General features: G+C 62.2%; 18 protein-coding genes and 1 pseudogene. 13 read left to right on the forward strand and 6 right to left on the reverse strand.

Annotated elements, in window-relative coordinates; genetic code table 11:
* Positions 1-8: 8 nt before the first annotated feature.
* The 4 genes from IB272_RS22390 to IB272_RS22405 all read right to left on the reverse strand — a co-directional run bounded on the left by IB272_RS22390 (position 9) and on the right by IB272_RS22405 (position 2,411).
* Positions 9-596: a protein-S-isoprenylcysteine O-methyltransferase gene (locus IB272_RS22390; protein ID WP_060601697.1), complete on the reverse strand. Its 588-nt coding sequence runs from the start codon at positions 594-596 to the stop codon at positions 9-11.
* Between the two features lie 189 nt (positions 597-785).
* The gene (locus tag IB272_RS22395; protein WP_060601659.1) at positions 786-1,358 is read right to left on the reverse strand and encodes a hypothetical protein; all 573 of its coding nucleotides are present in this window, start codon (positions 1,356-1,358) and stop codon (positions 786-788) included.
* Between the two features lie 144 nt (positions 1,359-1,502).
* Positions 1,503-1,634, reverse strand: a complete 132-nt coding sequence (locus IB272_RS22400) for an ABC transporter (RefSeq protein WP_077963089.1) — start codon at positions 1,632-1,634, stop codon at positions 1,503-1,505.
* Positions 1,635-1,823: 189 nt separating this feature from the next.
* Positions 1,824-2,411, reverse strand: a complete 588-nt coding sequence (locus IB272_RS22405) for a L,D-transpeptidase (protein WP_060522029.1) — start codon at positions 2,409-2,411, stop codon at positions 1,824-1,826.
* 336 nt (positions 2,412-2,747) lie between these two features.
* Here IB272_RS22405 and IB272_RS22410 point away from each other — a divergent pair, with 336 nt between their 5' ends.
* From IB272_RS22410 to IB272_RS22470, 13 genes and pseudogenes are all read left to right on the forward strand, one after another.
* On the forward strand, positions 2,748-3,503 hold the full coding sequence (locus tag IB272_RS22410) for an SDR family NAD(P)-dependent oxidoreductase (protein ID WP_090296915.1): 756 nt from the start codon (positions 2,748-2,750) through the stop codon (positions 3,501-3,503).
* Between the two features lie 180 nt (positions 3,504-3,683).
* Entirely contained in the window at positions 3,684-4,757 is a 1,074-nt protein-coding gene (locus IB272_RS22415; RefSeq protein WP_060530452.1) for a LacI family DNA-binding transcriptional regulator, read from the forward strand.
* A 19-nt stretch (positions 4,758-4,776) separates the two neighbouring features.
* Entirely contained in the window at positions 4,777-5,523 is a 747-nt protein-coding gene (locus IB272_RS22420) for a transporter substrate-binding domain-containing protein (RefSeq protein WP_060522032.1), read from the forward strand.
* 74 nt (positions 5,524-5,597) lie between these two features.
* Complete coding sequence (locus tag IB272_RS22425) at positions 5,598-7,253, forward strand: amino acid ABC transporter permease (RefSeq protein WP_060530453.1); 1,656 nt, start codon at positions 5,598-5,600, stop codon at positions 7,251-7,253.
* A 10-nt stretch (positions 7,254-7,263) separates the two neighbouring features.
* Positions 7,264-7,926 (forward strand): SDR family oxidoreductase, encoded by a 663-nt coding sequence (locus tag IB272_RS22430; RefSeq protein WP_060522034.1) that lies wholly within the window; start codon positions 7,264-7,266, stop codon positions 7,924-7,926.
* 12 nt (positions 7,927-7,938) lie between these two features.
* A complete protein-coding gene (locus tag IB272_RS22435; RefSeq protein ID WP_192445070.1) occupies positions 7,939-10,971 on the forward strand; it encodes an aminotransferase class III-fold pyridoxal phosphate-dependent enzyme in 3,033 nt (1,010 codons plus the stop codon).
* A 194-nt stretch (positions 10,972-11,165) separates the two neighbouring features.
* Positions 11,166-12,339: pseudogene (ugpC, locus tag IB272_RS22440) on the forward strand (sn-glycerol-3-phosphate ABC transporter ATP-binding protein UgpC); the annotation flags it as partial.
* The gene (locus tag IB272_RS22445; protein WP_192445072.1) at positions 12,335-13,564 is read left to right on the forward strand and encodes a sugar ABC transporter substrate-binding protein; all 1,230 of its coding nucleotides are present in this window, start codon (positions 12,335-12,337) and stop codon (positions 13,562-13,564) included. The pseudogene ugpC and the gene IB272_RS22445, both read left to right, overlap by 5 nt.
* Before the next feature lie 25 nt (positions 13,565-13,589).
* Positions 13,590-14,543, forward strand: coding sequence for a sugar ABC transporter permease (locus IB272_RS22450; RefSeq protein WP_234798784.1), 954 nt, complete (start codon positions 13,590-13,592; stop codon positions 14,541-14,543).
* Complete coding sequence (locus IB272_RS22455; RefSeq protein ID WP_034805833.1) at positions 14,536-15,348, forward strand: carbohydrate ABC transporter permease; 813 nt, start codon at positions 14,536-14,538, stop codon at positions 15,346-15,348. The genes IB272_RS22450 and IB272_RS22455 overlap by 8 nt, the downstream gene beginning before the upstream one ends.
* 4 nt (positions 15,349-15,352) lie before the next feature.
* On the forward strand, positions 15,353-17,056 hold the full coding sequence (locus IB272_RS22460) for a glycoside hydrolase family 37 (protein WP_113079284.1): 1,704 nt from the start codon (positions 15,353-15,355) through the stop codon (positions 17,054-17,056).
* A 14-nt stretch (positions 17,057-17,070) separates the two neighbouring features.
* On the forward strand, positions 17,071-18,105 hold the full coding sequence (locus tag IB272_RS22465) for a LacI family DNA-binding transcriptional regulator (protein ID WP_034805837.1): 1,035 nt from the start codon (positions 17,071-17,073) through the stop codon (positions 18,103-18,105).
* Positions 18,106-18,232: 127 nt separating this feature from the next.
* Positions 18,233-20,245, forward strand: coding sequence for a beta-galactosidase (locus IB272_RS22470; RefSeq protein ID WP_192445074.1), 2,013 nt, complete (start codon positions 18,233-18,235; stop codon positions 20,243-20,245).
* Positions 20,246-20,353: 108 nt separating this feature from the next.
* On the opposite strand, the gene pcaF is transcribed toward IB272_RS22470, so the two are convergent.
* Complete coding sequence (gene pcaF / locus IB272_RS22475; protein WP_113079285.1) at positions 20,354-21,559, reverse strand: 3-oxoadipyl-CoA thiolase; 1,206 nt, start codon at positions 21,557-21,559, stop codon at positions 20,354-20,356.
* Positions 21,559-22,341 (reverse strand): CoA-transferase subunit beta, encoded by a 783-nt coding sequence (locus IB272_RS22480; RefSeq protein WP_060522042.1) that lies wholly within the window; start codon positions 22,339-22,341, stop codon positions 21,559-21,561. Before IB272_RS22480 ends, pcaF begins: the two co-directional genes overlap by 1 nt.
* Positions 22,342-22,347 lie beyond the last annotated feature (6 nt).

Genomic DNA, 22,347 nt, shown 5'->3' on the forward strand with positions numbered 1-22,347 from the left:
TGCCACCTCTAATAGATAAAGGGGATAATTCGCTTCGTCCTGTCCATGTAAGCGCGATATTCGGGCCCGAAGAATTCCAGCATCAGGCGCTCCTCCTTGCCCACACGCAGGAAGAAAAGAACAGCGAATCCAAGAAGCCCTGCAAGTCCAACCACCCAGTTCGACAGCAACAGCATCTGACCGATCCCCATAAGCAGGAAGCTCGTATACATCGGGTGCCGGACGGCGGCGTAAGGGCCTGTACTAATCAGCTTGTGTTTTTCGCGGATTTCCAGCGAGATGGACCAGTTGCGGCCGAGTTCCTTGTGCGTTCGACGGAAGGTCCAGAGCGCTGCGGCGAAGACAAGCGCCCCAAGTCCGACCAGCCATAGATGGGCGCCATAGTCGGCAAATCGCGGGATTCCTGTCGCAACATAAAGCGCGGGCACAATCGCAAGGCCCAGCGAAGCAGCAGCAAGGCCAATCGTATCGGTCGTCGATCGTCGGTTGCTCATCACCCGCACACGCTTTGCACGGCGTTCGAACGGGTAACGCACCACATACCAGGCAATTATGCCCACGACCCAGACGATTTCGCCGATGGAAGCGGCAGATATGTTCACGTTGGCTCACCCAAGCTTTTCTGTGCGGCTGCTGGTCCGCAAAACGGCAATCACGCACGAGACTGCCATGCGTCGCTCGGACCTGACAAGGCAATAAAACTGCAGCGGTCGAGAAGGCGGTTGGCGGCCGATGGAAGTGTTTCTCTGGCGCCTGATCAGGTGTGGCGTGGTGCGCTCGTCCGCCTAGCCGCCGTTCATCTCACGTAGCCTCGTGATGAACTGCTGCGGCCTCAGCCAGATGCCAGGTGTCTTGTACCCCATGGAACGCGCGATGTCGGCGACGAAAGCGTTGCAGTTGTAGATTGACGCCTGCCAGAAACGGGCTTCGGACTTGAGCTTTCGGATCTTGGCAACGACGTCGCGATATTGCGTCTCCGTCAACATGACGCGCCAGCTCGCGGACCTGTATTGTTCCTCCAGATCACCGTCGCTGGCGCCAGTTTCGGCCGGAACCGGCAAAAGGTGGCCAATAACATAGGGAGCAGTGTCGCTTGTCGCGGGTGCAAGCCCCGCAACTTCTGGACTGATCATCGCTCCAGACTTGCTGAGCCGGCCAAAAATTACGTAGGAGTGACCGTAACTGAGCGCATAACGAGAGCGGAATTCAATGAAATAGCCCTGATCGCGCTGTTGTGACGTGGTGCCCGCATAGCTTGAGACGAATCGCGGCTGAGGGCCCTTGTCCTGCGATTGACACGCCGTAACCGCGATTGCGGCTAGGACGGCGAACGAAATACGACCTCGTGAACGAGTCATTTCTGCGCCATCTCTCCCAAATTCTGATCAGGCTGCGAATGCGCCACTGGTGGCTTTCGATCCGCGTCGCGAAATGTGGCCAGCCGGCCACGGTCAGACAGGGCGGGAAGGACCGTGAGGTCCTCCCCGAACTAAGGTCGGTAGTTATTTGTAAACGGGCGCTGGCTCTTCAGCCACCGGTGGTGGCGCCTTGCCTTTGCCTTTACCGATTGTTCCACAAGCGGCGAGGCTGGCAACGGAAAGCAACGCAACTGTCACGATTAGAATTCTGCTCATCAATATTTCCTTTCCTCTGTTGTCGGAATGGTTATTCGAAGGCAACATTCACAGTATTACCGGCAATTCGAGATTCGTCCTAGTGCAGAAATAACACGCTCGTCGGTCGGTTTATCGTTACCGAAGGTTAAATAATCCATCAAAGCGTGCTGACCCTACTCCAATGTGAAACTCAGATAGAGTAGGGCTTCAAATGATCAATACCGGAGTTCCAATTGGCGTGCGGGCGTAAAGATCGACGACGTCATCGTTGGTGAGTCGGATGCAGCCGTTGGAAACTGCCTGGCCTATAGTCCAGGGTGCATTTGTGCCGTGGAGCCGGAACTTGGTGTCCTGTCCGTTGCGATAAAGGTATAGAGCCGACGCCCCTAGCGGGTTGTGAGGGCCGCCTGTAACGCCACCGGCGTATTGCGCCAATTCCGGTTTGCGCCGGATCATGCTTGCGGTCGGCGTCCATGACGGCCACTCGGCCTTTCTGCCGACGACGGCTCGCCCTTTGAGTGTAAGCCCTTCCTCTCCGACGCCGATCCCATAACGCATCGCCCACCCGCCATTTTCGATCGAATAGAGATAGCGTTGCGATGTATCGACGAGAATCGTTCCGGCCGGTTCCTTGCCGTCATACCGGACGTGTCTCTTTCGGTAGCGTGGATCCACGCCCGGTGTACCACCGTACAGCGATGGGAATGAAATGCCCTGCCAGCTTGAACTGCACCCGGCCAGCAAGCCAAGGCTGCTGATAACCAGGGCCCTCCGAGTAATGCGCTGATTGTCCATCTTTACCTGCTGAGAAAAATGGTACACCCCGACTCGCTTTTAGCATTACAATATTTGCCGACAAAGTTCCGATCAGTCAAACTAAACCATGCGTCATCGTACGCGACCGGAACAGGAGATATTTATGCACGCTCCGCGGGAAAGTCCGCGGAAGAATTATGTATTTGTGAGGACGAATCTGAATGGTGCATCGGAACTTCGTTAAAATTGCTGGCGATTTTCGCGACTTTCTGTGGACGGTTGATCGATAAATCTGTGCCGCGCGTCAAATGCATGAAATGATTTGCGATGTCGTGCACGCTCGATTGGTCGAGCGTGACAATTGGAAATAACGGTATGAATTTAGGCTTCACTGGCAAAGTCGCTCTGGTGACAGGCGCCGGTTCAGGAATCGGCGCGGCCGTATGTCGACAACTCGCAGCCGAGGGCGCGGAAGTCATTGCTACCGATGTTGATGCTGACGCAGTGCGTCTTGTCGTCGAAGACATTTGCACGAATGGAGGCAAGGCTCATCACGCCGCGTTGGACGTTGCGGATTCAGGCGCCGTTGAAAGGCTGGTGGCGTTCGCCGTTCAGACTTGTGGCGGCCTCCATCTCGCAGTCAACAATGCCGGGATCGACGGCGTGCGCAAGGCGACTGCCGACTATCCAATCGACAACTGGCACGCGCTGATGGACGTCAACCTTCACGGCGTTTTCTATTGTATGAAGTATGAGATCGCGGCCATGGCGGCGCAGGGTGGAGGGGCGATCGTAAACACGACGTCCATTCTCGGTTCCGTCGCTCTGCCGACAGCCGCCGCTTACACGGCGGCCAAGCACGCAGTGGTCGGGCTGACGAAGGCCGCTGCGATCGAGTACGCCCGCAGCGGTATTCGCATCAATGCCGTTGCGCCCGGCTGGATCGACACGCCGCTATCGACCGAAAATGCCGACGTGGCGAGCAGCAGGCGCATGATGTCGCTGCAGCCGATGGGACGTCGCGGCACCCCGCAGGAAGTCGCGGCTCTGATCTGTTTCCTGTTGTCGGAACAGGCAAGCTTCATCACGGGAAGCGTTCACCTCGTTGATGGCGCCTACACTGCTCACTAGCAGCCGCCGTATTCACCCTTCCAATCATCTCCCCATGGTTCTGGGCACGTAGATGCGCGCGGCCGGCTTCGCGCAAGGCTTGCCGCAAAAGAAGAAATAAAAACGTTTTTATTTTTCTTGAAAACGTTTTTATTGGCTGCTACCTCTATGTTCAGGAGAGGTCGACGCCTGGGAGGGTGCATGGCGACTGAGATGCACAGGGCGCGGCGCGCGCCGACGCCGACGATCAAGACCCTGGCCGAGATGACGGGCTATTCCATCGCAACGATCTCGAAGGCCTTGCGCGAATCTCCCGTGGTCGCGCCGGCGACCAGAGACATCATCTACAAGGCAGCCCGTGAGGTCGGCTATCAGGCCAACGCCCGCGGCATGGCGCTTCGCACCGGCAAGAGCTTTCAGGCCGCCGTACTGATGCCGGTGACCGCGGCACGCGACTATGAATGGGACGGCGTCGAATACACCCAGACCCTGAGTGGCATCAGCCAGGCACTCGATGGCACCGACTACCGCATGTCGGTGCACGTGATCCGCGACGCGGCCGATGGCGCGGACGCGGCGCGCCGCATCGTCGATCAGGGGCTAGCCGATGGCCTGATCTTCTCCGGTATTCTCGCCGATGACCCGCGCATCGACCTGCTCGTCGCTGAGGATTTCCCCTTCGTCTCGATGGGGCGTTGCCGCGGGGATCTCGACTATGCCCATGTCGACATCGACAACGAATGGGCAGCGCATGCGGCGACCGCGCGGCTGATCGCCGGCGGCCACCGGCGGATCGCGCTCGTCAATCCGGAGCGGCGGCTTTCCTACGCGCTCGACAGGATCGACGGTTTCGTCCGGGCGTTTCGCGAGGCCGGCCTGGAAGCCCCGATGGATCTGATTGCCGAAGGCGACCTCTCGACCCATTTCGGCCGGCAGACGGTGATCGATTTCCTGCAGCTCGACGACGCTCCGACCGCCTTCGTCTGCATCAACGAATCCACCACGCTCGGCGTGCTCTCGGGGCTCGGCAGCCTCGGACGCCAGGTCGGCGTCGATGTTGACGTCATCGCCTATGACGACATCAACGTCAGCGCCTACTTCACGCCGCCGATCACGACTTTCTATCAACCGATCGAGGTGCTCGGTCGCACGCTCGGGCAATTCCTGCTGCGCCGTATGGAGGGGGAGGACCCTGGGGTGTTGCGGCAGGTCTTCAGGCCGACACTGATCGCGCGCCAGCCCGATAATCTCGGTGGCCGCCTGATCCAAAGTTAATCATCCAAGGAGGAGAACCATGAAGAAACTGATGATTGCCCTGGCTGTAGCAGCCCTTGCTTCGAGCGTGTCCCACGCCGCCGATCTCGGCGGCAAACTGCTGAAGGTCGGATCCGACACGACCTCGCCGCCGATGGAGAGCATCGATCCGGCAACCGGACAGGTGGTCGGTTTCGATGTCGACGTGGTCAATGCCGTCTGCGCCAAGATCAACTGCCAGGCCGAATTCATCACGACCGGCTGGGACGGCATCTTCGCAGCCCTCGACCAGGGCAGCTTCGACCTCGTCGCCTCCGGCGTCTCGATCACCGAGGAACGCAAGAAGGCGATGGACTTCTCCGATCCGTACATCGTCAACAGCCAGGCTGTGCTGATGCGCGCTGACGACCAGGGCATCACACTCGACGCCTTCAAGGACGCCGGCAGAAAGCTCTCCGCCCAGGCAAACACGACGGACGCCCAGGTCGCCGAAAGCGTCGTCGGCAAAGAGAACGTCGCCGCTTACGACACGTTCAGTGCCGCCATCATCGCGTTGAAAAACAAGGATGTCGACGGCGTCGTCATCAACGGCGCCAATGCGGCTGCCTACGAGCGCGAGTTCGCCGGCGAGCTCGTCGTTGCAATCAAGGACCTCGAATCCGATCCGCTCGGCCTCGTCTTCCGCAAGGGCGACGAGAATGTTGCGGCTTTCAACGAAGGCCTGAAGATGATCAAGGACGACGGCACGCTCGACCAGCTGATCAGCAAATACTGGGGCCTTAAGTAAGCCCAGAGTGCCGATCGGGCCCGGAGCATGCTCCGGGTCCTCCGTCTGTCTAATCTATGCCCCCGGAGGAATGAATGTCGTTCCTGAGAAGCGTGCGTCCGAGCAATCTGATCATCCTGACCGCGCTGCCCTTCATCATCTATCTGTTTATTTCCTCCGGCGACTATCAGCGCTCGCTGCGGGCGATCCTCGGTGTCGAAAACGGTTCGTCGGCCTTCGTGCCTGGCTTTCTGGCGCTGGCGATCGCATTTACTTCGGGCATCGCGGTGCTCGTATTCTCGCGCGCCAAGGCGCCGCGTCCGCGCCTCGCCAATGTGGCGGCGCTGCTCAATCTCGCTGCCGCCGCCGTTCTCGTTATCGGCCACAGTATCCATCCCTTCATCGCGTCCGTCGTCGCCAATGGCGTCGATCCGTTCAAGTCGACATTGATCGCAAAGGGCGTGACGCCGCGGCAATTGACCGAGGCTGCGGATCTCATGGTGCAGGGCGTCGAGGCCTGGCTGTTTCCCGCCTATCTGGGGGTCACGCTGATTGGTCTTGGTCTTCATTTCTGGAGCAGACGTCCCGATGCTCCTCCTGACGGAAGGTCGCGCCGCATCGCGCGCTGGATCATCGGCCTCGTCAACGGTGCGGGTCTCGTCTTCATCTTCTTCTTCGCCCATATCGCCTTTGCGGCCGGTGTGGCGACCACCATCCGCGCGGCGATCGCAGCTTATATCCTGGCGGCGCTCATGGGCCTTGTCTGGGTTGGGCTGTTGCAACTGCACTCGACGGTGAGGACCAGCCTCTATTTTGCGATCGCCACCCTGGTGCTGGCGGTTGCGGCCGGCTGGTTCCTCATGCAGCCGCGCGACACCTACGTGCTCGCCGGCACGCTGGACGGCAAGGTCGGCATCATCACCAATACGCCGGCGGGGCTCATCAGCGCCGTGCGTTTCGGTCAGTATGACGGCGCGCCGCAGACGGAAACGCCGGTCCGCACCTTCGTCGGCCCGACCGAGGCGCTGGCGTCGATCGCCAAGGGCGAGGGCGTTTCCGGGGCCTTGCTGCCGGCTGCCTCCGCTCCGGCAGACATGCCGGTCCTGTGGAAGACCGAGGCGCTCAACGACCGCGACCGTGCCGCCGGTGTCACCGTCGCCGTGCTTGCGATCATCCTTGGCCTTCTCACTTTCGGCGGCTATCTGCACCAGCGCCATCCTCTGGCGATCGGCTCGGAGTTCATCGTCGATACGATCCGCGGCATTCCGATGCTGGTGATCGTGCTTTATGTCGGCCTGCCCTTGAGCGGGGCGTTGAAGGACGCGACGCAAGGGGTGCTCGACCCGCCAAACCTGATGCGCGGCATCGTCGCGATGGCACTCGCCTATTCGGCCTATCTCGCCGAAATCTTCCGCTCGGGCATCAATGCGATCCCGGTCGGCCAGGTCGAAGCGGCGCGCAGCATCGGCCTCAACCGTTGGCAGACGGCGCGTCTCGTCGTGCTGCCGCAGGCTTTCCGCATCATCATCCCGCCGCTTGGCAACGAACTGATCGCGATCCTCAAGGACACGTCGCTGCTGTCGATCCTGTCGATCCGCGACATCACCCAGCGCATGCGGGAGTTCCAGTCGGCAAGCTTCCTGCCGTTCGCGCCCTATAACTCGGCGGCGATCTTCTACATCTTCCTGACGTTGGCGGCGGCCAGCCTCGTCAACATGATCGAGCGGAAATATGACATCAAGCACCGCTAAATCTCGCACGGTGCTGATATCAGGTACCTCCCGCGGCCTCGGCTCGGAACTCGCGCGGCTTTACGCCGAAGACGGCTGGCGGGTGATCGCCTGCCAGCGGGGACCGGTCGCGAGCGAAGGTTCGGCGGATCGGTTGGTGCTGGACGTTGCCGATCCCGCATCGATCGAGGCTCTCGGTCAGTCGCTGCAAGGCGTCGCGATCGATCTGCTGATCAACAATGCGGCCGTGCGCGGCGATACCGGCGGCCTCGCGACGCTTGAACCGGGCGAGTTTCTCGATGTTATGCGCGTCAATGCGCTGGCGCCGCTGCTGGTGACGCGGGCGCTCCTTGCGAACCTGCGCGCCGGCGAACATCGCGTCGTCGCCAATATCAGCAGCCGCGCCGGCTCCCTTGCCGAAGGCACGCTCGACGATGATGACGGCGACTATGCCTATCGCTGCTCCAAGGCGGCCCTGAACATGGCGACGGTCAAGCTGGCGCAGGATCTGAAGGGCGACGGGATTTCCGTCGTCTCGCTGCATCCTGGTTGGGTGCAGACGGATATGGGCGGCAGCGAAGCCGTCGTTTCGGTGGCGACAAGTGCTGCCGGGCTGAAGGCGATCATCGACGGCACAGGTTTGGCCGATAGCGGCAGTTTCCGCGCCTATGACGGGCGCCGGGTTTCGTGGTGACAGGACAGTGAAATGGCAGACAGAGATTTGAGAACCGAGCAGGAATTGGCAACGATCCGGATCTGGCTCATTGAGACCTACGGCATCGAGGCAAGCCTCTCGCCGCTGCAGGGCGAGCACGATCTCAACTATCGTGTCTCGGCTGCCGATGGCCAGGAGTATCTGTTGAAGCTGCACGCTGCCGGCGATGCGGACGAACTCGAGATGCAGATTGCGGTGCTCGAACACATCGCCGCCAAGGATTCGGGGCTGCCGATCTCACGGACGTTTCGCGATCGCTCGGGTGGCGTCACCAGCAAGATCGAACTTCGAGGCCCGCGCACCGCACGGCTGCTCGCCTGGCTGCCCGGCGATATCTGGGCGAAGGCGCCGCTTCGCCACATGGCGAGCGCCGAAAGCCTCGGGCGCCTGCTCGCCGGTCTTGACCGCGGCCTCGAAGATTTCTCCCATGCGGGCGCCAAGCGGCTCTATGCCTGGGACATCGGCCGCGCCGACATGCACGCTTGCCATGTGGAACTGATCGACGGCGCCGACAAGCGGGAAGCGGTTCAGGCGATCCTCGAGCACTTTTCTTCGACGGTCCTTCCGCGTCTTGCCTCCTGCCCGAAGCAGGTCATTCACAACGACGCCAACGACTACAACGTGCTGCTCGACAAGGATGGCGTTGTCAGCGGCTTGCTCGACTTCGGTGATATGGTCGAGACCTGGCGCGTGATCGAGATCGCCGTCGCCTCTGCCTATGCGCTGATCGGGTCTCCCAATCCGGTCGGCACGGTTGCAGCCCTTGCCGGCGCCTACCATCAGGTCAATCCGTTAAGCGAGGCGGAAGTCGACCTGGTCTTCGATCTGGTCAAGACCCGCTATGCCGTCAGCATGTGCATGGCGCCAAAGCAGATCCGGGACAATCCTGAGAATACCTATCTGCTCGTCAGCCAGGAGGATGTCTGGCGCGAGCTCAATCGTCTGCAGGGCGAAAACCGCGCAATCGCCATCGCGCGCATCCGCGATGCATGCGGCTTTGCGCCGATCCCGCATGCCGCTGCCGTGGTTCGCTGGCTCGAAAAGAACGCGCATGACTTCGCGCCGATCGTTCGGCCCTCGGTCAAAAAACCGAAGGTGACGGTGTTCGATTTCTCCGCCGCCGGCCCGGAGGCCGCGCGATGGTCAAGCCTCGATGCGGCGGAAGCTGAAGCCCGCATCATGGCCCAGATCGGCAGCGAAGGCGCCGCCTTCGGCATCGGCCTCTACGGCGAGGATCGCGGGATCTACCAGGGCGACGCCTATGAGACCGCGATCGAAGGCGCGCGGCGCTCGGTGCATCTCGGCGTCGACATCTTCGCGCCGGCGGGCGAGCCGGTCTCGGCACCCTTCGCCGGCAAGGTCGCCTACATACACGACGACGCGGTTGCCTTTGGTTTCGGTCCGACCGTACTTCTCGAGCACGAGGTCGAAGGCGGTCTGCGCTTCTGGACGCTCTACGGTCATCTTTCGCGCAACAGCGTTGCCAAGCTCGCCAAGGGGCAGGCGATCGCCAAGGGCGAGGTTTTTGCCGCCTTCGGTTCCGCTGACGAAAACGGCAACTGGGCGCCGCATCTGCATTTCCAGATCGTCACCGATCATCTCGGTCTCGCCGGACAGATGCTTGGCGTCGGCGTGCGCGATCAATGGCAGGTCTGGCGCGAAGTGAGCCCGGACCCGAGCGTCGTGCTTGGCCTTTCGGTGCCGGTCTCTGTGATCGTCCCGCGCGACAAGGCCTTTCTTGTGCGTGAACGCCATCGTCGCATTGGTCGGTCGCTGAGCATCGCCTATAGCGCGACACCCTTGAAGATCGTCGGTGGCGAGGGCGCGCATCTGATCGACGAGGACGGCACGCGCTGGCTCGACATGGTCAACAATGTCTGCCACGTCGGCCATTGCCACCCGCGCGTCGTCAAGGCCGCACAGGCGCAGATGCAGCGGCTGAACACCAATTCGCGCTACCTGCACGATTCGCTGGTCGAATATTCCCGCAGGCTCGCCGCGCAGTTTCCCGATCCGCTCAACGTCTGCTTCTTCGTCAATTCCGGCAGCGAGGCGAACGACCTCGCGATCCGGCTCGCGCGTGCCTATACCGGCAATCGCGACATCATCACCGTCGACCACGCCTATCACGGCCACCTGTCGAGCCTGATCGACGTCAGCCCCTACAAGTTCGCCGGCAAGGGCGGGGAGGGGCAGGCGTTGCATGTGAGGGTCGCCGAGATGCCGGACCTCTATCGCGGGCGCTATCGCTATGGTGACGCGGATGCGGGCCGGAAATATGCCGAGGATGTGCGCAACCAGGTTGCGGCTCTTGCTGCCGATGGTCGCCGCCCGGCGCTTTTCTTCAGCGAAGGCATTCTTGGGACCGGTGGGCAATTGTCGCTTCCGGAAAGGTATCTGCGCGAAGCCTATGCGCATGTTCGCGCCGCCGGCGGCCTCTGCCTCGCCGACGAGGTGCAGGTGGGCTTCGGCCGCGTGGGCAGCCACATGTGGGCGCATGAACTCCAGGGCGTCGTGCCTGACATCGTCACCATGGGCAAGCCGATAGGCAACGGCCACCCGATGGCGGCCGTCGTCACGACCGAAGCGATCGCGGCCTCCTTTGCCAACGGCATGGAGTATTTCAACACCTTCGGCGGCAATCCGGTCTCGGCCGAGATCGGCCTTGCCGTGCTCGATGTCATCCGCGACGAGCGGCTAATGAACCATTGCCGCGTCGTCGGTGACAGGCTGATGGACGGGGCGCGGACGCTCGCCGGCAAACACGCGATCATCGGTGATGTCAGAGGCCACGGCCTCTTCAACGGCATCGAACTGGTGCGCAACCGCGAGACGCTGGAGCCGGCAGCGCGCGAGCTTGATTTCGTCATTGCCGAGATGAAGCGCAAGCACCGCATTCTCTTGAGCAGCGAGGGACCGCACCACAATGTGCTGAAGGTGAAGCCGCCGGCGCCCTTCAGCGCCGAGGATTGCGACCGCTTCCTCGATGCGCTGGACGATACGCTTCAGCGTCTAAGCGTCTGAGACAAAAGACCAAAAACGGCCGCCTCCGGGCGGCCGTTTTGTCATTGCTCTCTGCTCTCAACAGCAAAATCGGATCGATGCGATTTTCCGCTTTACAAGAAAGTTAAACGTTTTTATCGTGCATATAAACGTTTAACTTGGTGCTGCAACTCGGCCGTTGGCCGCAGCAGTGCTCCGCCGGCAGGGAGGGCCCGTTGGCAGCGATCCGCATCGACAATTTGCGCAAAGGCTTTGGTTCGCTCGAAGTCTTGAAGGGTATCAACCTCGATATCGCCGACGGCGAGTTCGTCTGCTTCCTCGGTCCGTCCGGCTGCGGCAAGAGCACGCTGCTGCGCTCGATCGCCGGCCTCGAGGATCTCGACGGCGGCTCGATCCATCTCGGCGATCGCGATATCACCGACGTCGCTTCGGCCAAGCGCGACATCGCCATGGTCTTCCAGAACTACGCGCTTTATCCGCACATGAACGTGCGCAAGAACCTGTCCTTCGGTCTGGCGCTGAACGGCATGAAACGCGACGAGATCGACCGCCGCGTCGAGAGCGCTGCCGACATCCTGCGCATCAAGGAACTGCTGGCCCGCAAGCCGCGCCAGCTTTCCGGCGGCCAGCGCCAGCGGGTGGCGATCGGCCGCGCGATCGTGCGTGAGCCAAAGCTCTTCCTGCTCGACGAGCCGCTGTCGAACCTCGACGCGGGCCTGCGCGTCACCATGCGCGTCGAACTTGCGGCGCTGCATGAACGTCTCGGCGTGACGATGATCTATGTGACCCACGACCAGGTGGAAGCGATGACGCTGTCCGATCGTGTCGTTGTGCTCGACAAGGGCAAGGTCAGCCAGTTCGGTACGCCGCTCGAACTCTTCTATCAGCCGGCCAACCTGTTCGTCGCCGGCTTCATCGGCTCGCCGCGCATGAACTTCGTGACCACCGAAGTGACGTCGCAGGTCGATACGGCGGTGACGCTCAACGGCGGTGGTCTCGCCCATCCGCTCACGCTCGAAATGCTCTCGGCCGCACCGGTCGCCAAGCCCAAGTCGGTGACGCTCGGCATTCGCCCGGACAAGATCGAGCTGGTTTCGGCCGAGGAGGGTCACCTCGTCGGCGACGTGCGCCTCGTCGAGCGGCTCGGCACGGAAAGCCACGTCCATATCAGCCTTCAGAATGGTGGCGACATGACCGCGGTCGTGCGCGGCACGCATCCGGTTTCCGCCCGCGAGCGCGTGCATCTGCGTCTGCCGGCCGAGCATTGCCATCTGTTCGACGGCGATGGCCAGGCGGTTGCCCGACGTCTCGATGGCGAGACGCAGGCGCTCATCAATCAGGAAAAGGCAAAGCGGGTCGCGTAACCCGAAGGAGGAGGAGAAACATGCTCAACAGGAAGTCGATCATCGGCTCGCTGATGGTTCTGGCGATCGCCGGAACCGCCACGGCTCGCGCAGAAGAGACCTTGCGTTTTGCGACCTGGGATACGGACGAAAGCCTGGCGATCCAGCAGGAAATCGCCAAGAAGTTCGAGGAAAAGCATCCAGGCGTGAAGGTTCAGGTCGAACCCTACGCCGATGGCTACGATCAGAAGCTGATCGCCGCCTTCGGTGCCGGCAACCCGCCTGATGTCATGTATATGTGGAACTTCCCGCAATACTACACGTCGCTGAAGCCGCTCGACGATCTGATCGCCAAGGATGCGGCCGAGATCAAGCCGGACGATTTCCCGAAGGGCCTGATGAACACGGTTCGTGTCGAGGGCAAGACCTACGGCATGCCGTCGGGCTTCACCACCCAGGTGGTGTTCTACAACAAGGACATGTTCGCCAGGGCCGGCGTCGAGGAACCGAAGGACGGCTGGACCTGGGACGACCTGCGCGCCAAGGCTGCCAAGTTCCGCGACGAGCCAAACAAGGTCTATGGCTTTGCCGTCGACGCCAAGCCCGACCCTTATGATTTCGAGCAGTTCCTCTGGTCGAACGGCACCAAGTACATTTCCGACGATGGCAAAAAGATCAACGGCTACATGAACAGCGACGCCGCCGCCCAAGTCCTCGACATGTTCGGCGACATGGCCAAGAAGCAGGAAGCCATCACGCTGAACCTCGGCGACGACACGTCGGGCAGCACGCTGTTCAAGGGCGGCAAGATCGCGATGTTCCAGAGCGCCATGTGGTCGAAGTCCGGCATCGATGCATCCGGCATCAAGTATGGCGTAGCACCACTGCCGAAGTTCGGCGACAAGACCGCCCACTCGGCGCTCGGCGTTTCGGCGATCTCGATCGCCAAGGATGCGGCCCATCCGGACCTCGCCTGGGAATTCGTCAAGTTCTTCTCCTCGCCGGAAGCGGTTGCCATGCGCATCAACGACCTGCCGGTGCGCACCAGCGTTGCGGAAGAAAAGGGCATGACCAAGGACCCGATCTACAAGCCGTTCTTCGACATTCTCGCGACCTCCAACACCGAAACCCATGCGTTCCTGAAGAACGCCAACTGGGGCAAGGTCCAGGACAATCTCGCTCGCGCCATCGAGGCGACGATGATCGACCAGGGCAATGCCAAGCAGCATCTCGACGAGGCGGTTGCCCGCTCGAAGCGGCTGATCAAGTAAGACAAGGGAGCCCGGGGAGATGGACATGACCTATGCAACAGCCGCAGTGCCGGCCGCGGCCAAGCGCAAGCGCTCGGCCTTCGCCCGCCACATCGCGGCCTATCTGTTCATTTCCCCGTGGATCCTCGGGTTTCTGTTCTTCACGCTTGGCCCGCTCGTCTTCTCGTTGACAATGAGCTTCTACGACTGGCCCGTCGTCGGTGAACGCACGTTCGTCGGGCTCGAAAACTATCGTTCCATGCTGTTCGAGGATCCGCAGTTCTGGGAAAGCCTCTGGATTACCGTCAAGTTTGCGGCAATCTATGTGCCCTTCAACATCGTCATGTCGTTCCTGCTGGCGCTGATGTTGCATAACATTACCTTCGCCAGCGGCTTCTTCCGCACCGCCTTCTACCTGCCGAGCGTCATTTCCGGCGTCGCGCTGGTGACGATCTGGAGCTGGATCTACAGCCGGGAATACGGGCTTTTGAACTTCATGCTCTCCTTCGTCGGCATCGACGGGCCGAACTGGCTCGGCGATCCCAACCTCGCGATCGTCGCCATCATCATCGCCAGCCTCTGGGGGCTCGGCGGCACGATGCTGATCCTCTTGACGGGCCTGAAAGCCATCCCGAAGGAGCTCTACGAGGCCGCAACCGTTTCGGGCGTTCCCGGCTGGGCGCAGATGGTCTTCATCACCCTGCCGATGCTCGGGCCGATGCTGCTCTTCACCTTCATCACCTCGATCATCTCGGCCTTCCAGCAGCTGACGATCGCGCTGCTTCTGACCAAGGGCGGACCGCTCGGCTCCACCTATTTCTTCGCCATGTACATCTACGACAACGCCTTCAAGTATTTCGACATGGGCTATGCCGCCGCCGGCTCCTGGGTGATGTTCATCATCGTGCTCCTGCTCAGCCTCGGCGTCATGCGCTGGTCGGCTGCCTGGGTCTATTACGAAGGCGAAGTCCGCCAGAACGATGGAGAGCACAATGCGTAAGACGCTGCTCTATTCCGCGCTCATCCTGCTCTCGGCGCTGTTCATCGCGCCGTTCTACTGGACCTTCATGACGGCGATCAAAAGCTCCGCCGAGCTCTACCAGTTCCCGCCAGTCTTCTGGCCGTCGGAATGGCACTGGGAGAACTTTGCCGCCGCCTGGAACAAGCAGCCCTTCGGCACCTACCTCACCAATTCGGTGATCGTCGTGGTGCTGTCGACGATCGGCCAGCTGATCTCGTCGTCGCTGGTTGCCTATGGCTTTGCCCGCTTCCGCTTCCCCGGCCGCGACCCGCTGTTCATCCTGCTGCTCGCCACCATGATGATCCCGTGGGACGTGAAGATGATCCCGCTCTACATGGAGTTCAACCTGCTCGGCTGGATCAACACGCTGAAGCCCTTGATCGTGCCCGCCTATTTCGCCGATGCTTTCTTCGTCTTCCTTTTGCGCCAGTACATCATGACTGTGCCCATGGAGATCGACGAGGCGGCCCGCATGGATGGCGCCAACGCTTTCGACATCTACTGGCGCATCCATCTGCCGCTGATGATGCCGGCCCTGGTGCTGGTCGGCACCTTCCACTTCATGAATGCCTGGAACGACTATCTCGGCCCGTTGATCTTCCTCAACGACCAGTCGAAATACACCCTCACGCTCGGCCTCTCCATGTTCAAGGGCCTGCACGAGGTGGACGTGACCTCGATCGCCGCGATCACGGTCATCCTCTGCCTGCCGCCGCTCGCCCTCTTCTTCGTCGCCCAGCGCTACATCATGGATGGCGCAGTCGGCTCGTCGGTGAAGGGATAACGGCATGCTGTTCGACATCGATACCGTGCCCTTCAGCCGCAGGGGCCGGTTCCTGACGCTCTCGATGATGCGCGTGCCGGGCCGCGACGGCGAGCGGGCACTTTATCTCCGCCACGTGGCAGGCGGCGACGAGCGGCCATCGCTCGGTCGCCTCTGCCGCGTGGAATTTCTCGATGCGGAAGGCAGGGCCGTGGCCCCGGTGCTCGTGCTTTCACCCGAACGACTCGACGCACGCGTCGGTGACGGCGAAGTCACCTTCGTCATCGGCGAAGGGGAGCGGCTGCACATATCCGGCAGACAAGCCGGCGTACGCTTTCATCTCGAAGGCTCGCGTTACGATTATGTCTACCGCACGCCGAACGGAGAGGATTGCCTCGTCGCTGCGGTCGAAAACGTCAAGTTCATCCCGCGGGCGATCACCGGCGACCTGAAGGTCACCGGCGCCTGGCAGCGCGATCATTCCGAAGACGTGTCCTTCGCCTTTTCGGGGACCGGTGCCTTCGAGGGCAATGTCGACTTCTTCCGCACCGTGCCGCCGGCTGATCGGCCCGGTCGGTTCGCCGAGGCGCTTTCGGATGCGAAGGCAGAATTCTCTGTGTGGCACGCGCGCGTTCCCGGAGGTGTTGACGGCCAGGGCGAGGCGCATCGGCTGGCAAGCTATCTGCTCTGGGCGAACGGCGTGCCGGCCGGTGGCGCGTTGACGCGGCCGGCGATCTACATGTCCAAGAACCACATGATCAACATCTGGAGCTGGGACAACGCCTTTTCGGCGCTGGGCGTTGCGGCCTTCGATCAGGATCTCGCCTTCGATCAGTTCGCAGCAATCTTCGACCACCAGGACGCCTCCGGCCTGCTGCCGGATTACATCAACGACCGCGACGTGCTCTTTGCCTTCACCAAGCCGCCGGTGCACGGTTGGGCGGTGTCGCTGATCGCAGCTGCCAATCCGGGCTTCCTGACAGCGGAGCGCAAGTCCTACCTGCGCGACGCCATCGGCCGACAGGTCGATTACTGGCTGACCCATGGACGCAAAGATGCCACGAGCCTGCCGTCCTATTTCCACGGCAACGACAGCGGCTGGGACAACGCCACCTTCTTTGCCGAAGGCGGCCCGGTGATCTCGCCGGATCTGCCGGTTTTCCTGATCCTTGCCTGCGAGGCATTGGCCGAGCTTCTTGAAGACGATCGAGAACGCCGGGCGGTGTGGCGGCAGAAGGCAGACGACCTGCAGGTGCTGCTGTTCGAGCGCCTCTGGACCGGCGACACCTTTGGCGCCCGGCTCGCTGCGGATCCGGAGCGGATACTGCCGGGCGAAAACCTCATCCAGTTCATGCCGCTGCTGCTCGGTTCGCGGCTGACGCCCGACATGCGCGAGAAGCTGGCCGCGCGGCTCGTCGCTGGCGGCTTCATCACCGAATGGGGCCCGGCGACGGAAAGCCCGAAGAGTTCCTTCTACGAAGACGACGGTTACTGGCGCGGGCCGATTTGGGCGCCGACCACACTGCTTCTCTGGGATGGACTGCGCCGGCAAGGGAAGATTGAGCTCGCGCGCGAAGTCGCGGAAAAGTTCTGTTCACTTGCGAGCAAAAGCGGTATGGCCGAAAACTTCGACGCGCGCTCGGGGAGGGGCCTTCGCGATCGCGCATTCGCCTGGACATCCGCAGTCTATCTTGTGCTGGCAGCATCGCTCAGCGCTGACAACCCGTGACGAGCAGAACCGCCATGCAGAGACCGACGATCAAGACCATTGCGCAGGAGACGGGGCTTTCCATCGCCACCGTTTCCAAGGCCCTGAAGCATTCGCCTCAGGTTCGTCCGGAGACGCGCGCGATCGTGATCGAAGCGGCGGAACGCGTCGGCTACGAACTGAACATGCATGGCGTGCAGTTACGCACCGGCAAGACCTATCAGGTCGCAGCCATCATGACCGCGCCGGGTCCGAAGCAGAACGAATGGGAAGGCGTCGAATACGCCCAGCTCCTGAGCGGCATTTCCTGGGCGCTGGAAGACAGTCCCTATCGCGTCTCGCTCTATGCGGTCCGCAATTTCGAGGAGAGCCAGGCGGTCATCAAGCAGATCGTTTCGCTGAAGAAGGCCGATGGCATCATCATCTCGGGCACCCGCGCCGACGATCCCCGCATCCGCACGATGCAGGCGGCCGATTTCCCCTTCGTCACCTATGGCACCAGCATTCACAATGCGCCGCATGCCTATGTCGATGCCGACAACGAGCAGATGATCCGGGTGTCGATGGCGCGGCTCACCGAGCGCGGTCATCGCCGCATCGCGCTGCTCAACCCGCTCTCGGACTTAAGCTACGGCATCACCCGGCACGAAGCCTACAGGCATGCGCTTGATGTCGCGGGGCTTCCCTATGATCCGGCGCTCGTCGCCCATGGCCGTCTGACGCCGGCTTTCGGCCGCGAGAACGTGCTGACCATGTCGGAGCTCGGCAACCCGCCGACCGCCTATATCTGCGCCAATGAAGCCTCCGCGCTCGGCGCCTTCTCGGGCTTCCACGAGCGCGGGCTGGTGCATGGCCGCGATGCGGTGATCAACGCCACCGACGATCTCAACGTCAGCCAGTATTTCGCGCCGCCGATCACCACCTATTACCTGCCGATCAGCGAGCCGAGCAGCCTGCTCGGCGCCTATATCCTCAGGCGCATGGAGGGTGAGCCGCCGGAAGCGCTGCAGACGCTGCTCATGCCGAACCTGATCGAGCGTTGCGACGACCGCTTGAACCCGAACCGTTGACGAATTTCACGCCCGCTCAGGGCGCTCATTCATGCCCTTGAATATAAACGTTTATATTCGAGGGCGCACAGACAAAACCCGAGGTCGGACCCAACCGGCCGTAAGACATGACGAAGGACCGGAACCCGTGCACATGCCCCTGACGAGATCGAACCGCTTCAACGCCAAAGAACAGCAGACGGACATGCTGGAACTCGGCGTCTGCTACTATCCGGAGCAGTGGCCGCGCGAAAAATGGGAAGAGGATGCCCGCCGCATGGTCGAGCTCGGCCTTGCCTGGGTGCGCATCGGCGAATTCGCCTGGGCGAAGATCGAGCCCCGCTCGGGCGAATTCCACTGGGAGTGGCTGGACGACGCGATCAAGGTGCTCGGCAAGGCCGGTCTTAAGGTCATTCTGGGAACACCGACCGCCGCACCTCCGAAGTGGCTGATCGACCGCTACCCGGACATCCTGCCCGTCGACGTCAAGGGTGTGGTGCGCAAGTTCGGCGCCCGCCGTCACTACTGCTTCTCCAGCCGCCGCTACCGCATCGAGGCGGCGCGGATTTCCGAAGCCATGGCCGAGCGCTACGGCAAAAACGCCTTCGTCCATGCCTGGCAAACCGATAACGAGTACGGCGACCACGACACGATCTACAGCTATTCCGACGAGGCGCTGCGCGCCTTCCGCGAATGGCTTGAGGCCCGCTATGGCACGGTCGACGAGCTGAACCGCGCCTGGGGTACGGCCTTCTGGGCGATGAACTATCTGAGCTTCGACGAGGTCGAGCTTCCGAACAACCTCGTCGAAGAGCCGAGCCCGACCCATATCGTCGACTACATCCGCTTCTCCTCAGACCAGGTGAAGAGCTTCAACAAGGCGCAGGTCGACATCATCCGCAAGCACTCGCCGGGCCGTCCGGTGACGCACAACTTCATGTCGCAGAACACCGACTTCGACCATTACAAGGTCGGCGAGGACATCGATATCGCGTCGTGGGACGTCTATCCGATGGGTGGCCTGCTCAATGGTCGTCTCTCGTCGGAAGACAAGGGCCGGTATCTGCGCGTCGGCGATCCCGACCAACCGGCCTTCAACCACGATCTCTACCGCGCCGTCGGCAACGGCCGCGTCTGGGTGATGGAGCAGCAGCCGGGCCCGGTAAACTGGGCCTCGCACAATCAGTCGCCGGCCGACGGCATGGTGCGGCTCTGGACCTGGCTCGCCTATGCCCACGGCGTCGACATGGTCTCCTATTTCCGCTGGCGCCAGGTGCCGTTTGCGCAGGAACAGTTCCATGCGGGTCTGCTGCTTCCGAACAGCGAGGCTGACCAGGGCTATCTCGAAGTCGCGCAGGTTGCCGAGGAAATGAAGCGTCTGCCGAAGGGTGAGCGCCGCGAGAAGGCGAAAGTCGCGATCCTGCTCGACTACAATTCGCGCTGGGCGACCCGGGCGCTGCCGCAGGGCCGCACCTATCTGGCTTCGCAGATCGCGCTCGACTGGTATTCGACCGTCGCCCGCCTCGGCGTCGATGTCGACATCATCGGCCAGCACTCGGACCTCGAAGGCTACCAGCTGGTGCTGGCACCCGACCTCGTGATCCCCGAACAGGCCTTTGTCGAAAAGCTTGCGGCGTCGGGTGCCAAGGTGCTTTTCGGACCGCGCAGTGGCAGCAAGACCGAGGACATGCATATTCCGGAGGGCCTGCCGCCGGGTCCGCTCGCCGCGCTGATCGACGTCAGCGTCGCGCGTGTCGAGTCGCTGCCGGAATTCCACGGCGAGAGTGTGCTTTACGGCAACGAGACCTATCCGGCCGGCGTCTGGCGCGAGACGGTTCGCACCAACGAAACCGTGCTTGCGACCTTCGAGGGCGACTATCGCAATGGCGCTCCGGCGCTCGTCGGCAACGACAAGGCACGCTACATGGCAACGGGTGCACGCGGCGAGCTCTTGGACAAGGTGATTGGCGATGCGCTCGGCTGGGCTTCGGTCGAGGCGCTCGCCGATCTTGGCGATCTGCGCATCACCCGCCGCGGCAAGCTCACTTTCGCCTTCAACTACGGCAAGACGGCCGTGGACGTGCCGGCGTCTGCGGGCGCAACCTTCCATGTCGGTGGCCGCAAGCTCGGCCCGGTCGACGTCGCGATCTGGTCGGAGTGACCGGAAGGCAGATTATCGCCCGCCGACCGACGCAGCACCCAAAAGCAAAGAGCCCGGCCTTGGAAACAGGCCGGGCTCTTTGCGTTTCATACGGTACTTTTTCCGTGGTCAGACCCGTTCCAGCGCTACGGCGATGCCCTGGCCGACGCCGATGCACATGGTCGACAGCGAATAGCGCCCACCGGTCTCGTGCAGTTCGAGTGCCGCCGTGCCGGTGACGCGGGCGCCAGACATGCCGAGGGGGTGGCCGAGTGCGATCGCGCCGCCGTTGCGGTTAACGCGCGGGTCGTCGTCGGCAATGCCGAGGTCGCGAAGCGTGGCGAGCCCTTGCGAGGCGAAGGCCTCGTTGAGTTCGATCACGTCGAATTGCGCCTGCGTGAGACCGAGGCGGGCCATCAGCTTCTTCGATGCCGGAGCCGGGCCGAAGCCCATGATGCGCGGCGGTACGCCGGCGGTAGCCCCACCGAGGATGCGGGCGATCGGCCTGAGGCCGTATTTCTTCGCTGCCGCTTCCGAGGCGATGATCAGGGCCGTTGCGCCATCGTTGACGCCGGAGGCGTTGCCGGCGGTCACCGTGCCGCCTTCTTGTCTGAAGGGCGTGCCGAGCTTGGCAAGCACCTCCATCGTCGTCGCGCGCGGGTGCTCGTCGCGATCGACAATAACGGGCTCGCCCTTGCGCTGCGGGATCGTCACCGAAACGATCTCTTTCGCCAGCCGGCCATTGGCCTGCGCAGCCGCTGCCTTTGCCTGGCTGCGCACAGCAAACGCATCCTGGTCTTCGCGGCTGACGTGAAAGTCAGCCGCGACGTTCTCGCCCGTCTCTGGCATCGAATCGACGCCATATTGCTTCTTCATCAGGGGATTGATGAAGCGCCAGCCGATGGTCGTGTCGTAGATTTCGGCGTTGCGGGAGAAGGCGGCATCGGCCTTCGGCATCACGAAGGGCGCGCGTGACATGCTCTCGACGCCACCGGCGATCATCAGCTCGGCTTCGCCCGATTTGATGGCGCGGGCTGCCGTGATGACCGCATCCATGCCGGAGCCGCAAAGCCGGTTGATCGTCGTGCCGGTGACGCCGACCGGCAGGCCGGCCAGGAGCAGTGACATGCGGGCGACGTTGCGGTTGTCCTCGCCCGCCTGGTTGGCACAGCCGAAGATCACGTCGTTGACGGCGTCCCAGTCGACATCGGCATTACGCTCCATCAGGGCGCGAAGTGGGACCGCGCCGAGATCGTCGGCCCTGACCGATGAGAGTGAGCCGCCGAACCGGCCGATCGGGGTGCGGATGTAGTCGCAGATGAAAGCCTCGGCCATCACGCAGCCTCCTTGTCGCCCTGATGCGCCTTCTTGGTGCGAGCGTTGATGTCACGAAGGGTCTTGAGTTCGAGTTCGGACGGGGCCGGCGTCTCGATCACTTCCTCGGCGAACCTGATCGCCCAGCCGCAATTCTCGACGATCTGCTCGCGCGTGACGCCGGGATGGATCGAAACGACGGTCAGTTCCTTGGTTTGCGGATGCGGCTCCAGGATGCAGAGGTCGGTGATGACGCGCGTCGGTCCCTTGGTCTTCATGCCCAACCGTTCGCGGTGGTCGCCGCCGTCGCCGTGGCCCATGGAGGTAATGAAGGGCAGCTTCTCGACGAAGCCGCGCCTGGAGAGCGCCATGGTGATGAAGATGCGGCCGCAATTGGAGGCAATCTCCGGAGCGCCGCCACCACCGGGCAGACGCACCTTCGGGTGGTCATAGGGGCCGACGACCGTGGTGTTGAGGTTCGCGAACTTGTCGATCTGGGCGCCACCGAGGAAGCCTGTCGTGATACGCCCGCCCTGCAGCCAGTAGCGGAACATCTCCGGCACCGACACGGTGAAAAGGGCCGTGTCGCAGAGTTCGCCATCGCCGATCGAAAGCGGCAGCACATCCGGCTTGGTGCCGACCGTGCCGCTCTCGTAGATCAGCGTGATATCGGGTGCATGCGTCAGCCGCGCGACGTTGCAGGCGGCCGAGGGCGCGCCGATGCCAACGAAGCAGACGTCGTCGTTGGAGAGCGCCCGGGAAGCGGCGATGGTCATCATTTCGGTGGGGGTAAAATCGCTCATCCTATC

It is taken from the genome of Ensifer sp. ENS08 (assembly GCF_014852195.1).
GTDB lineage: Bacteria > Pseudomonadota > Alphaproteobacteria > Rhizobiales > Rhizobiaceae > Ensifer > Ensifer adhaerens.

Coding starts and splice junctions, on each gene's coding strand:
- IB272_RS22465 (WP_034805837.1), top strand. CDS start 17,071: ATGCAGAGACCGACGATCAAGACCATTGCGCAGGAGACGGGGCTTTCC.
- IB272_RS22420 (WP_060522032.1), top strand. CDS start 4,777: ATGAAGAAACTGATGATTGCCCTGGCTGTAGCAGCCCTTGCTTCGAGC.
- IB272_RS22400 (WP_077963089.1), bottom strand. CDS start 1,634: ATGAGCAGAATTCTAATCGTGACAGTTGCGTTGCTTTCCGTTGCCAGC.
- IB272_RS22395 (WP_060601659.1), bottom strand. CDS start 1,358: ATGACTCGTTCACGAGGTCGTATTTCGTTCGCCGTCCTAGCCGCAATC.
- IB272_RS22445 (WP_192445072.1), top strand. CDS start 12,335: ATGCTCAACAGGAAGTCGATCATCGGCTCGCTGATGGTTCTGGCGATC.
- pcaF (WP_113079285.1), bottom strand. CDS start 21,559: ATGGCCGAGGCTTTCATCTGCGACTACATCCGCACCCCGATCGGCCGG.
- IB272_RS22450 (WP_234798784.1), top strand. CDS start 13,590: ATGACCTATGCAACAGCCGCAGTGCCGGCCGCGGCCAAGCGCAAGCGC.
- IB272_RS22460 (WP_113079284.1), top strand. CDS start 15,353: ATGCTGTTCGACATCGATACCGTGCCCTTCAGCCGCAGGGGCCGGTTC.
- IB272_RS22415 (WP_060530452.1), top strand. CDS start 3,684: ATGGCGACTGAGATGCACAGGGCGCGGCGCGCGCCGACGCCGACGATC.
- IB272_RS22455 (WP_034805833.1), top strand. CDS start 14,536: ATGCGTAAGACGCTGCTCTATTCCGCGCTCATCCTGCTCTCGGCGCTG.
- IB272_RS22405 (WP_060522029.1), bottom strand. CDS start 2,411: ATGGACAATCAGCGCATTACTCGGAGGGCCCTGGTTATCAGCAGCCTT.
- IB272_RS22410 (WP_090296915.1), top strand. CDS start 2,748: ATGAATTTAGGCTTCACTGGCAAAGTCGCTCTGGTGACAGGCGCCGGT.
- IB272_RS22425 (WP_060530453.1), top strand. CDS start 5,598: ATGTCGTTCCTGAGAAGCGTGCGTCCGAGCAATCTGATCATCCTGACC.
- IB272_RS22435 (WP_192445070.1), top strand. CDS start 7,939: ATGGCAGACAGAGATTTGAGAACCGAGCAGGAATTGGCAACGATCCGG.
- IB272_RS22480 (WP_060522042.1), bottom strand. CDS start 22,341: ATGAGCGATTTTACCCCCACCGAAATGATGACCATCGCCGCTTCCCGG.